Source organism: Dickeya oryzae (genome assembly GCF_020406815.2).
Lineage (GTDB): Bacteria > Pseudomonadota > Gammaproteobacteria > Enterobacterales > Enterobacteriaceae > Dickeya > Dickeya oryzae.
This window is the reverse complement of record NZ_CP162670.1, coordinates 70,575-83,476: the sequence shown is the minus strand read 5'-3', so window position 1 is coordinate 83,476 and position 12,902 is coordinate 70,575. Positions and strand designations below refer to the sequence as shown.

9 protein-coding genes are annotated in these 12,902 nt (G+C 54.2%); 5 read left to right on the top strand and 4 right to left on the bottom strand.

What is annotated here, in order from left to right; all coding sequences use genetic code 11:
• Positions 1-53 precede the first annotated feature (53 nt).
• Complete coding sequence (locus LF929_RS00365; RefSeq protein WP_210176830.1) at positions 54-971, top strand: GlxA family transcriptional regulator; 918 nt, start codon at positions 54-56, stop codon at positions 969-971.
• Positions 972-1,115: 144 nt separating this feature from the next.
• On the opposite strand, the gene LF929_RS00360 is transcribed toward LF929_RS00365, so the two are convergent.
• Positions 1,116-2,651: an aldehyde dehydrogenase family protein gene (locus tag LF929_RS00360; RefSeq protein WP_210176831.1), complete on the bottom strand. Its 1,536-nt coding sequence runs from the start codon at positions 2,649-2,651 to the stop codon at positions 1,116-1,118.
• 362 nt (positions 2,652-3,013) lie between these two features.
• Here LF929_RS00360 and fdhD point away from each other — a divergent pair, with 362 nt between their 5' ends.
• The 4 genes from fdhD (at position 3,014) to LF929_RS00340 (ending at position 8,584) form a co-directional block, all read left to right on the top strand.
• The gene (gene fdhD, locus LF929_RS00355) at positions 3,014-3,832 is read left to right on the top strand and encodes a formate dehydrogenase accessory sulfurtransferase FdhD (RefSeq protein WP_038906643.1); all 819 of its coding nucleotides are present in this window, start codon (positions 3,014-3,016) and stop codon (positions 3,830-3,832) included.
• A gap of 272 nt (positions 3,833-4,104) precedes the next feature.
• A complete protein-coding gene (gene sodA, locus LF929_RS00350; protein WP_016941577.1) occupies positions 4,105-4,731 on the top strand; it encodes a superoxide dismutase [Mn] in 627 nt (208 codons plus the stop codon).
• 468 nt (positions 4,732-5,199) lie between these two features.
• Positions 5,200-7,086, top strand: a complete 1,887-nt coding sequence (locus LF929_RS00345; RefSeq protein WP_226093378.1) for a methyl-accepting chemotaxis protein — start codon at positions 5,200-5,202, stop codon at positions 7,084-7,086.
• A gap of 175 nt (positions 7,087-7,261) precedes the next feature.
• Positions 7,262-8,584 carry an IS4 family transposase gene (locus tag LF929_RS00340; protein WP_102800868.1) on the top strand — a complete coding sequence of 441 codons (1,323 nt, stop codon included), beginning with the start codon at positions 7,262-7,264 and terminating at the stop codon, positions 8,582-8,584.
• An 84-nt stretch (positions 8,585-8,668) separates the two neighbouring features.
• Here LF929_RS00340 and LF929_RS00335 read toward each other — a convergent pair whose 3' ends face one another.
• From LF929_RS00335 to LF929_RS00325, 3 genes are all read right to left on the bottom strand, one after another.
• Positions 8,669-9,280, bottom strand: coding sequence for an MltR family transcriptional regulator (locus LF929_RS00335; protein WP_226092798.1), 612 nt, complete (start codon positions 9,278-9,280; stop codon positions 8,669-8,671).
• A 77-nt stretch (positions 9,281-9,357) separates the two neighbouring features.
• Positions 9,358-10,506: a mannitol-1-phosphate 5-dehydrogenase gene (locus LF929_RS00330; protein WP_210176883.1), complete on the bottom strand. Its 1,149-nt coding sequence runs from the start codon at positions 10,504-10,506 to the stop codon at positions 9,358-9,360.
• A gap of 107 nt (positions 10,507-10,613) precedes the next feature.
• Positions 10,614-12,521 (bottom strand): PTS mannitol transporter subunit IICBA, encoded by a 1,908-nt coding sequence (locus LF929_RS00325; RefSeq protein WP_226092797.1) that lies wholly within the window; start codon positions 12,519-12,521, stop codon positions 10,614-10,616.
• Positions 12,522-12,902 lie beyond the last annotated feature (381 nt).

The window sequence follows — 12,902 nt, the reverse complement described above, 5'->3', positions numbered from 1 at the left end:
GAACACCTAACCTGACGCCTGACAGTTACCTGCCGCCCAGGAGTGCGACAATCATGAGCCAGTCAGCCTATTTCTTAATGCTTCCCGGCGTATTGTTGCTTGATGTCGCAGGCCCGGCAGAAGCCTTGCGTCTGAGCGGCCAGTTTTCACTGCATTACATCAGCCCCCAGACCGAGGTGCCCTGTTCAACCGGCATGAGCTTAAGCCACCTGGAGACCTTGCCGGAGAACCTGCCGCAAGGCAGCCTCCTGATTATTCCGGGCGTGGTGAATTCACAGCAGGGGTTTGCCACCTCTCTTGCCCAACAGGCTCGGCGTTGGTTGTCCCGATTACAACCGGCGTTGCGAGCACAGCAATTAACGCTGGCCTGCATCTGCTCCGGTAGTCTGCTGGCGGCACAGGCCGGGCTACTCGATGGTTATCAGTGCACCACACACCATGATGTGCTCGACCAGCTGACACAGCAGGCACCGCTGGCGCAGGTCAAAGAAAACCACATCTTTGTAGAAGACCGGGGAATTTACACCAGTGCGGGTATTACCGCCGGTATCGATCTGGCCCTGCACCTCATCGCCCGTCTGCTAGATACCGCTTGTTCATTACAGGTAGCGCGAGAGATGGTGGTGTATTTCCGACGAACAGGGAGTGACCCGCAGTTGTCACCCTGGCTGCAATACCGCAACCATATCCACCCGGTTGTCCATCGGGCACAGGATTTAATGTCAGCGGAGCCGGAAGCAAACTGGTCATTAGCCGCACTGGCCGAACGCGTTCACGTCAGCAGTCGCCACCTCAGCCGCCTGTTTCGCGAGCAGGCGGGTATCAGCGTACGCGAGTTCCATGAGCAGTTACGCGTTACTGTCGCGCAACAACGTCTTCAGCAAGGCCTGGGGGTAGAGAAAGCTGCGCTGATGGCTGGCTTCTCCTCCAGTCGTCAGCTTCGACGGGCCCAGCTACGCCAGCGTCCCTGATGACCTGAATTGCATTCACCCGGTTACGGGCATGACATGCCGTTATGCCGTTATGCCGTTATGCCGTTATGAAGAAAGTAGAAGAAAGGGGCTGCAGATGCAGCCCCTGTATCGTCTGTCAGGTGATAACGCACGGTTGTCGGGTTAGAACAAACCGAGCGGTTTTTCGGAGTAGCTCACCAGCAAGCATTTGGTCTGCTGGTAATGTTCCAGCATCATCTTGTGGGTTTCACGCCCGATACCGGACTGTTTATAACCACCGAACGCGGCATGGGCCGGGTAAGCATGGTAACAGTTGGTCCAGACACGGCCTGCCTGAATGCCGCGCCCCATACGGTACGCAATGTTAGTATTGCGGCTCCACACACCCGCCCCCAGACCGTAAGGCGTATCGTTGGCAATCGCCAGCGCTTCTTCCGGTGTTTTGAAGGTGGTGACCGCCAGTACCGGTCCAAAGATCTCTTCCTGGAACACGCGCATGCTATTCTGGCCGAACAGGATAGTCGGTTCCAGATAGTAGCCTTGCGCCAGTTCTCCCGGCAGCACTTTACGGTGCCCACCCGTCAGAACTTCCGCCCCTTCTTTCTTACCGATATCAATGTAGTTGAGGATGGTATCCAACTGACCGGCTGAGACCTGCGCACCCATCATGGTCTGGCTATCGAGCGGGTTACCGACCCGAATAGACTCGACGCGTTTGATGGCACGTTCCATAAACCGCTCGTAGATAGACTCCTGAATCAATGCCCGGCTCGGGCAGGTACAGACTTCGCCCTGGTTGAAGGCAAACAGCGCGAACCCTTCGAGCACTTTGTCAAAGAAACTGTCTTCCTGGTCCATTACGTCGGCAAAGAAAATGTTCGGCGATTTGCCGCCCAGTTCCAGCGTAACCGGGATAACGTTCTTCGCCGCATACCCCATGATCTGCTGGCCCACTTCGGTCGAGCCGGTAAAGGCGACTTTGGCGATGCGCGGCGATGTCGCCAGATATTCACCAATCTGCCCGCCCGCCCCGTTCACCACGTTCAGTACGCCCGGCGGCAGAATATCCTGAATCAATTCCATCAGCAGCAGCACCGACAGCGGGGTCAGTTTGGCCGGTTTCAGTACGATGCAGTTACCGGCAGCCAGCGCCGGTGCCAGCTTCCAGCACGCCATCAGCAGCGGGAAGTTCCAGGGGATAATTTGCCCGACAACGCCCAGCGGTTCATGGAAATGGTAGGCGACAGTGTCATGATCGATTTCGCTGATCGACCCTTCCTGCGCGCGGATACAGGCGGCAAAATAACGGAAATGATCGATGCCCAACGGCACATCGGCATTCATGGTTTCACGGATCGGCTTTCCGTTATCCCAGGTTTCCGCGCTGGCTAACAGTTCCAGATTCGCCTCCATACGATCGGCTATCCGGTTGAGGATTTGCGCACGCTCGCGGGTAGAGAGGGCACCCCACTCCGCGCTGGCCTTGTGAGCGGCATCCAGCGCATGATCAACATCACGGCTGCTGGAGCTGGCGACTTCGCACAGGGGTTGTCCGGTCACCGGCGTCAGGTTGACATAATATTCTCCACCGGAGGGCGGGACCCACGCGCCGCCGATAAAGTTGTCATAACGCTTTTTCAGCGTAAGGGCAGGGCCGTATTCACCAGGTTTCACCCGGCTTGCGTTATCGATGTCCATTCCTTTCTCCTTTGGTAACACAACGTGTCATTGCAGGAAGATACGCGGCCTCATGCCGGTGCCCCTGCGTGCGGCAGCCAGACCTCGTCGGCGCAAACGTCGGCAAGGATAGACCCTATCTGGCTGATTAGTCCTCACAGAAAGTAATGATTAAATCGTATACAGTGTTGCCGGGTTGTAAAAGCCCTGTAGCAGTAAAAAATATCACTCTTCGACACAGCGCACAGTTTGTTATCCCCGCATTGATGCCAGTGCTTTTACACTCAATGGGATAGCCGCACTGTGGCAGGATAAAAATTCGCATCGTCGCCACGGCGGTGAAATAATGTCGGAATAGATTCACCAACAACAGGCACAACACAGTGAACAGTGATGATTCTCAGGACGTTGCAGCGCGTTCTGGCGCCTGCCAGCGTCATGTCTGGCGTCAGGGTGCGCTGGATTTACCGCAGCAGGACTGGCTGGCGGAAGAAGTGCCGGTGGCGCTGGTTTACAACGGTATTTCACACGTCGTGATGATGGCATCGCCAAAAGATCTCGAACCGTTTGCGCTCGGCTTTTCTTTATCAGAAGGCATCATTGCGTCAGCGCAGGATATTTACGGCATGGATGTTGTGCCGGTATGTAACGGTATCGAAGTACAAATAGAACTGTCCAGCCGCCGTTTTGCCGGGCTAAAAGCACGTCGGCGGGCGATGGATGGGCGCACTGGCTGTGGTGTGTGTGGTGTGGAGCAACTGGCGGAAATTGGTAAACCGGTAGCGCCACTGCCATTTACACAGCACTTCTCGTTGTCTTGTCTGGAAGGCGCATTACAGGCACTAAAAAACGTGCAACAGGCCGGCGCGCTGACCGGTGCGACCCATGCGGCGGCCTGGCTATCGCCGCAAGGCGAGTTACTGGGCGGTTGTGAAGACGTCGGTCGCCACGTAGCGCTGGATAAACTATTGGGAACACGGGCACGCCAGCCCTGGCAACAAGGTGCCGCGCTGGTCTCCAGTCGCGCCAGCTATGAAATGGTGCAGAAATCCGCGATGTGTGGTGTGGAAATCCTGTTTGCGGTTTCTGCCGCCACCTCACTGGCCGTAGAGGTCGCTGAGCGTTGCAATCTCACGCTGGTTGGCTTTTGCCGCCCCGGGCGCGCCACCATCTATACCCATCCGCAACGGTTGCGGCCATAACGGCTGCGCCGGGTATAGCTTAGATCGATTTGTTGTTAGCTAGTCTAATTACGGCATAACCAATTGTAATAATAGGATAAAACCCCACATTAATCTGGCTTTCACCGCGAATAATCGTTTTCAAGATCATTTAATTAACTATAATGAACTTAATGCTTACGCGGTGCTAACAAACGACGGTGCCGCACAGACCGGTTACACAAACGCCTTGTGCATGATAACGATTTGTACATGACAAGAATTTGCGCACCACAACAATGGAGATGCTAAACATGAGTTATTCACTGCCATCCCTGCCTTATGCTTATGACGCACTGGAGCCGCATTTCGACGCGCAGACGATGGAAATCCATCACTCCAAACACCACCAGGCCTACGTCAATAACGCTAACGCAGCGCTGGAGTCCCTGCCTGAATTTGCCAGCCTGTCTGCCGAAGAGTTGATCACCAAGCTGGATCAACTGCCTGCTGACAAGAAAGGCCCGCTGCGTAATAACGCCGGTGGCCATGCCAACCACAGCCTGTTCTGGAAAGGGCTGAAACTGGGCACCACGCTGGAAGGTGAACTGAAAGCTGCGATTGAGCGTGATTTCGGCAGCGTTGACGAGTTCAAAGCAAAATTCGAGCAGGCTGCCGCAACCCGTTTCGGTTCAGGCTGGGCGTGGCTGGTACTGAAAGATGACGGCAAGCTGGCTGTGGTTTCCACCGCCAACCAGGACAGCCCGCTGATGGGTGAAGCGATTTCCGGTGCCTCCGGCTACCCGCTCATCGCGCTGGACGTGTGGGAACACGCCTACTACCTGAAATATCAGAACCGTCGCCCGGATTACATCAAAGCCTTCTGGAGCGTTGTAAACTGGGACGAAGCCGCTAAGCGTTTTGCCGAAGCGAAGAAATAATACAGAAAGTAACAATTAATTTCCGAACAGGAAATTAAACCCACAAACCCGGAATAACTTTCGTTATACCGGGTTTTTTTTATTGTGTTTTTCGAATCATGAACAGGAAAAACAGTGTATACCTTAAATCATTGGGGTTGCAGGAAAGCCTCACACACCGGCAACTTGAAGTATGGTGGGTATAAAGTTTTAGTAGGGTACGCCGATAGACTCAGCGTGCTCTCGTCATAGTCGGTATATGGCCGCCAGCATGGCAATTTTATATTCACACAATTACCCAATAGATTTAAAGGCACAGCAAGAAAAGCAACAACCAGGCAGCGTTCCTGATATCAGATGGGGTACGCAACCACGAGGGGCAATACCCCTGCTCCCCGCATCGGAAAAAGCCAGGTGATGCAGGGTAACCTGATAGTGAACAGCTAAATCCCCGGTGATTAAGAGCCTATTAATGATGGAAGAAAACCAATGGCTATAAAATTCGAAAATATCAAAGTAGGCAAGAAGTTAGGATTAGGCTTCTCCTTGATCCTATTACTGACTGTCGTTATTGCGGCCGTGAGTGTCCGCTATATTGAAACACTGAAAGGGCGTTTTGAAAAAGTTATCTTCAGCAACCAAATCAATGATGAAGTGACTGAAGCCCGTTATTATCGCGCACTGTATAGTGCCAGCTATAGCCCAGATAGTATCAAAGAGAATAGTAAACATATTGATAATATTGTTAAATTAATTTCTTCTATTCAGGATAAACCCTGGCGTGGCGATTATAATGAGCGTCTGGATAATATCAGCAAGCTGATTGCCCAATATAAAGAGCGTCAGAAGAATTACACGGACGCCGTAGCCAAAAAAGATGCCGTCAGAAAAAGCTGGAACCTGTCCGACTCTGAAAAGCCGCTCAAACAAATAGAACAACAGGTCGCTGGCAACATACCACTGCAGTTACAACTCACCTTATTGCACCAAAAGCTGGTGAACGTGCGCTACCTGGTGCGTGGCTTGCTGTTGTCATTAAATAGCGAGGCGGAAAAACCGCTGATTACCGCTCTGGACGATGCACAAAAAGGGCTCAACCAATTTATTCAGGCGCTGACGCCGGAACAGCAAGAGATCATGGCACCGGTTGTCTCTACGCTGTCGACCTATAAAACACAGATTCTGGCTTACCTTCCGGCTTATACGGTAGAGATGGAACAGGCCAAACTGCTGGGCGAAACCGCCAATCAATTGCTCGACACGGTCGATAAGATGGTCGCAGAGGAAACCGCCGCTACCCAGAGCGATATCACCAGTGCCGAATGGCAGATTGCCATTACCTCGCTGATTACCCTGATACTCGGCGCGCTGATTGCCTGGTATATCTCGCACCTGATTACCCGTCCATTAAACAGTACAGTGGCTATTGCTGAAAGTATCGCCACTGGCGATCTGACTGTCGCGATTGAAACCACACGCCATGACGAGCTGGGTATGCTGTTTGGTGCAATGGCAAAAATGAAGGCCAACCTGCATAACATGATCGATGATATTCGGATGGGGGTCACTCAGATAACCACTGCCGCCAGCGAAATCGTCACCGGCAATAACGATCTGGCCGCCCGCACCGAATCTCAGGCGGCATCGGTAGAAGAAACCGCCGCCAGCATGGAACAGCTCACCGCTACTGTGAAACAGAACGCCGCTAACGCCCATCAGGCCAACAAACTGGTGCTGGACGCCACGCACACCGCGCAGGAAGGCGGCAAACTGGTCGCCGATGTGGTGCAAACCATGTCCGATATCGAAGGCAGTTCCAAACGCATCGCGGAAATCACCTCTGTTATCAACGGCATTGCGTTCCAGACGAATATTCTGGCGCTTAACGCTGCGGTAGAGGCGGCCCGTGCAGGTGAGCAGGGTCGCGGTTTCGCCGTGGTCGCCAATGAAGTGCGTAACCTGGCACAGCGCAGTTCGCAGGCAGCCAAAGAGATTGAAGGCTTGATTTCCACCTCGGTCGAGCAGGTATCGAAAGGGGCGCATCTGGTCCACTCGGCGGGTAAAACCATGCAGGAGATCGTGACAGCAGTGACGCATGTACACGACATCATGGGGGAAATTACCGTCGCGTCCGATGAGCAAAGTCGCGGCATCGCGCAGGTGAACCAGGCAATTGTCGAGATGGACAGCACCACCCAGCAAAACGCCGCACTGGTGCAGCAGTCGTCCGCTGCCGCCAGCTCGCTGGAAGAACAGGCTATGGTGCTCTCCAACGCCGTATCGGTTTTCCGCCTCTCATCCACGCATGAGCTGGCACCCGCGAGTCACGGTTTGCCATTCGCCAGTCACCAACAACAGCTGTCTTATAAGCGTTAATCCGTCATCAAACGACCGCCCCTTTTTACCACAGCAAAACCGGTAAAAAGGGGAAGCGATAAAGCAGCACAGAAAAGGGCAACCCGGCTGGGTTAATGCCGATCGTTTAAGGATCGGTTGACCGATCCGGTGGCTGATGTAAAAAGGGTTCATGTCTTCACATGGACCCTTTTTAATGGAACTTTCACAGGCCCTCGGCATTATCAATCTTACTGCTCCCGATGAAGTTCAGAGTCTTGCCGACCTCCTTTCCCCCGACCTTATTCAGCAGGCCTTTACCCTCACGGATACCGTGACGCTACGTAAGCGTAAGCTTCCCCTCGAATCCATGGTCTGGCTGGTTATAGGTATGGCTATTTTCAACAACAAGCCTGTGTCCCATATCGTCAATCTGATGGACATCGCTGACCGGACTGGCAGACCTTTTACCGCACCCAGCTCCGTCATTGCCCGCCGCAAAACGCTGGGTGAGGATGCCATTAGAGTTCTGTTCGAACTGACACAACAGCACTGGCATGAGGAATCCCGGCATCCGCTCTGGAACGGGCTGACGCTGAACGCCGTTGATGGCGTGGTCTGGCGAACGCCCGACACACCGGAAAATGCCGCTGCCTTCGCGAAAGCGGAAAATCAGTACGGTGAAAAAGGCTTCCCGCAGGTCCGCATGGTGTGTCTGATGGAACTGAGCAGTCACCTGCTGCGCGCCAGCGTGATGGGCCGGTATGACGTTAATGAGATGCGGCTGGCGGCAGGACTGGCAAAGCAGGCACCGGATAATAGCGTGACGTTGTTTGACAGGGGCTTCTGGTCAACAGGCCTGCTGCATGACTGGCACAGGGCAGGAGAGAACCGCCACTGGTTGTTGCCGCTGAAAAAGGGCACGCAGTATGAGGTGATACGCAGACTGGGCAGGCAGGATGAACTGATAACGCTGAAGACCTCGCCACAGGCAAGAAAACAGTGGGAAGGTCTGCCGGATGAGCTCACTGTCCGGTTAATCAGCAGGAAGGTTAACGGTGTGGAACGTCAGGTTGTCACATCGATGACGGACGCGATGCGTTACCCGGCGGCAGACATAGCAGAACTCTACAAACACCGGTGGGAAATCGAACTGGGGTATCGTGAGGCGAAGCAGTTCCTGTGCGGCAACCGCTGGACGCTGAGAAGTAAATTACCGGAGATGGTGAGACAGGAGCTGTGGGGGATACTGCTGACATACAACCTGGTGCGGTATCAGATGGTGAAAATGGCGTTCAGCCTGAAAGGAGATTATCTGCCGTATCAGCTGAGCTTCAGCGGTTCGGTGGCAGAAATAATGCGGCTGTTAATCGGGCTGCCATGGTCCTCACCGGGAGCAGTACCGGGACACCTGAAACACTTCTACAGCAATGCCGCGATGCTGAAACTGCCGCCGAGACGGGAGCGGGAGTATGAAAGAGAAGTGAGGCAAAAAAAGCCCAAATACCCTTTTAAAAACAATGCCAGTCACCTTAAGTGACTGGCATTACCCGGCTGGGTTGCCCTTTTTTATGGCGGGTGTTTATGGTGGATGGTAATGGCAGACGCCAACCGCACACTGAAATCAGAAGGCTTTTTTCAGGCTGATGCCCGCGATAAGTTCCGTCAGCGATAGCACCAGTGTGGAGCGCACCATCTGTTGGTAACGCTGCTGCTGCATCGCCGCCAGTAATGCATCATCGGGTTCAACACCCGGCGACGGCATCGGCTGGGGTAAGCTGCTCACGCAGTGCAATTCACTAACCGGCCCCAGGATTTCATCATCCGTAAACCGGTACTCATGCTCATCGTGAGTCAATTCCTCACCCAACGCCATCAACAGTTCGGTGTCTTCATACTCTTTACGGCTAATCATGCCCAGCCCGTAAATCAGCTTCAGCCGTACGGACAACTCACCCAGCGGCCCACTACCGGATAACAAGGGTTCGACGGCGTACTTTACGGCATAGTCGTCCTTGCGGAATACCTGCAACATCAACAGGCTGACCGCTTCCGACAATAACTCGACGGCCATCAGCATAAAACTTCTGACCGTTTTCGATGCATTCAGGGATTCCAGTACCCGGTTTTCAAATGCCTGCGTATCGTCCATCGTCGCTTCTCGTACATTAATTCTGCGCACAGTACTGCCCCTGCGCGGTGGAGCGGCTGACTCCACGGGAGCATGGCTTCTCATCGTCAACGCTCCCGTCCTATCCAACGCACTCGATTGAAAAGCAGGGACACAGCCTGACCTGTGCCGAGACGCGCCGATTACTGCATGGCGTTATACACACTCACCGCTTTTCCGACAACCTCGCTATCAGCATCCAGACCAGAAATCTGCGCCAGCGCAACCTGTGGCCCTTGTGTGGCTATCAACGTCGCCAGTTCCTGCGCCTGCGAGTCCTGCTCGCTACGGTAATGCATCGCAGCGGCAATCCCCTGAATCAGGTTGTCATGGGGCAAGCCATATTCCAGCGTACCCAGCAACGGCTTGATCAGGCGATCACCTGCGCTGAGTTTACGCAGCGGCTGACGGCCAACACGCTCGACTTCATCGTGCAACCACGGGTTTTCGAACCGGGTAAGAATTTTGCGGATATAAGCCTGATGTTTCTCGGCATCAAAACCATAGCGGCGAATCAATACGGCACCGCTCTCTTCCATCGCCCCTTGCACCACACGGCGGATGGCCGGGTCCAGAATGGCGTCACGAATGGTACCGTGCCCGGCACGCTGACCAAGATAGGCGGTAATCGCATGGCCGGTATTCAGGGTGAACAGCTTACGCTCAACAAAAGCCATCAGGTTATCGGTCAGTTCCATACCGGTTATCGCCGGTGGCTCACCGTTGAACTGGGTTTTATCCACGATCCATTCACTGAAGGTTTCCACCGTCACCGCCAGCGGGTTGGATTCGCCCGCATCGGCAGGAGGTACAATACGGTCTACCGCCGAATCCACAAAGCCGACGTGCTGTGCCACCCACGCCTGCGTCTCTTCCGGCAGTTGCGCCAGCACATGCTGTTTGAGCTGGCTGGTACCACGCACCATGTTCTCACAGGCGATGATATTCAGCGGCGCGGTATTGCCGTTTTCCTGACGCTTTATCAACCCCTGAGCAATAGTACCGGCAATCTTCGCCAGGATCTGCGGCCCCACCGCCGTTGTCACCAAATCCACCTCGGCAATCAGCGTGACCGCCTGCGTCCCACCGCTGTGTACCGCGCTAACCTGGCTGACCGTTTCCACACGCTGCTGTTCACCGACAATCCGCACCGGATAACTACCGTGCTGATTGATGGCATCCAGCAACGGCTGGTTCACATCCGCAAACGTCAGGCCAACGCCTGCATCCGCCAGCAGCTTGCCGATAAAACCACGGCCAATGTTACCGGCCCCAAAATGTAATGCTTTCATCATGCATGACCTTACTACTGAGATTTAACAATCTGTGAAAAACTATCTGTGAAAAACTGTCTGTGAAAGAAAGCGCCGCCCGAAGGCGGCACTTACTTTTTTATCTGTCAGGCAGGGGACTTGCCACCGAGCAGGTCGAGGACATCCTGCACATTCTGCGTTTGAGCCAGCCGTTCTATCACCGACTCGTCATCCAACGCACTGGTGAGGTTAGTGATGACCTGCACATGTTCGTTATTACGGGCGGCAATACCAATCACCAGACGGGCCACATCGTCTTCATCGTCGCCAAAACGCACCCCTTGCGGGTACTGGCAGAACACCACGCCGGTTTTCAGTACCCGGTCTTTGGCTTCAATCGTCCCGTGCGGTACGGCGATAGACTCACCCAAATACGTCGAGGTCAGTTTCTCACGTTCCTGCATCGCATCGACATACGCAGGCTCAACGTAACCCCCTTTTACCAGTTGTTCACCAGCAAAACGGATAGCCTGTTCTTTATCTGCCGCCTGCAGGTTCAGAAAGACGTTTTTCTCCGTCAGTTGAAACAGTGTCTGCGGGGCTGCCGCCTGCACAGCAGCAGGAGCCGCCTGAACCGGCTTAACATTGCCCGCTTGTGCTGCCTGTAAACGAGCGACCAGGTCGCTGTACAGATGGCTATCCAGGAAGTTGGTCAGTGAAATATGCTGAGCCTGCGGTGCGTGACGCATGGCGCGCTCGGTCAGATCACGGTGCGTAATCACCAGATCCACATCATCCGGCAAGTTATTGATAGCGCAGTTGGTCACAGAAATCGTCTGCAAACCCGCATCCTGTACTTTCTTGCGCAGCACCCCGGCACCCATAGCACTGGACCCCATACCGGCGTCACAGGCGACGATGATTTTACGCACAGTGCTCAGATCGCCGCTCACACCGCCGACAGCCTGACCTTTGGACGCCGATTTCATCTCCTGCATGCGACGGGTAGCCTGCTCCAGTTCTTCATCATCCTTCACCTTGCTGCTTTTCAGCAGGATAGACGACACCACAAACGAGACCGCAAACGCGGCGGCGATCGCCGTAATATTGGCGAAGTACGCGCCTTTCGGCGTCATCGCCAGCACTGCCAGGATAGAGCCCGGTGATGCCGGAGAAACCAGGCCGCCGTTCAGCACGCCCAGCGTGAACACACCGGTCATCCCGCCGAGAATCACAGCGAGGATCAAACGCGGGTTCATCAGTACATACGGGAAGTAGATTTCATGGATCCCGCCGAGGAAGTGGATAATAGCCGCGCCCGGTGCAGACTGTTTGGCGTTGCCACGTCCAAACAGCATGTAGGCCACCAGCACACCCATACCCGGCCCAGGGTTGGCTTCAATCAGGAAGAAGATAGATTTCCCGGCTTCTGTCGCCTGCTGGATGCCCAGCGGCGAGAAGATACCGTGGTTAATGGCGTTATTCAGGAACAGGATCTTCGCCGGTTCAACGAAAATCGACGCCAGCGGCAACAGATTGTTTTGCACCATCAGGTGCACACCGGCAGCCAGAACGTGCGACAACGCCTCAACCAGCGGACCAATCGCCAGGAAAGACAGAATCGCCAGCAGCATGCCGATGATACCGGCGGAGAAGTTGTTAACCAGCATCTCAAAGCCGCTTTTGATTTTGCCGTCAACGGCAGCGTCAAAGTGTTTGATAGCCCAGCCACCCAGCGGACCGGCAATCATGGCACCGAGGAACATGGGAATATCGGAGCCGACCACCACACCCATGGTGGTAATCGCGCCGACCACGCCGCCACGCTCTCCCCCGACCAGACGTCCGCCGGTAAAACCAATCAGCAGCGGCAGCAGGTAGGTGATCATCGGGCCGACCAGTTTGGCCAGCGTCGCGTTAGGGATCCATCCGGTAGGAATAAACAGTGCTGTGATAATCCCCCAGGCAATAAAGGCGCCGATATTCGGCATCACCATATTGCTCAGGAAACGGCCAAAATTCTGCACTTTGACCTTGGTATCTGGTGAGAGCATAGAGATACACCCCTTTGAAACGCGCGGCGGAAAGCGTGCGCGGTAATTATTGATTGTTAGACAGCGTGATGACTTCCGTCGGTATCATGAGGTCGCGTACCGCACCGTGTGCATACTGCTATTGCCGCTTACAGCGCTTCACCATGACGACGCCGCGTGACGGTGAAAAATCGCAATAGCGTGGCCCCAAAAAACTCCGTTATCACAGCGGACTCTAGCACGTGGTTTTCAGACCGCAACTCACGACAAAAACGTGATCAAAATCACATACAACACCCGAAAATAAGCCACAAATGAGTGACATAATTCACAAAAAAATAATAAAAATGGGGAAATGGTTAGAAAAAAAACAATCTGGCCGCAAAAAATAGTGATTTGCAT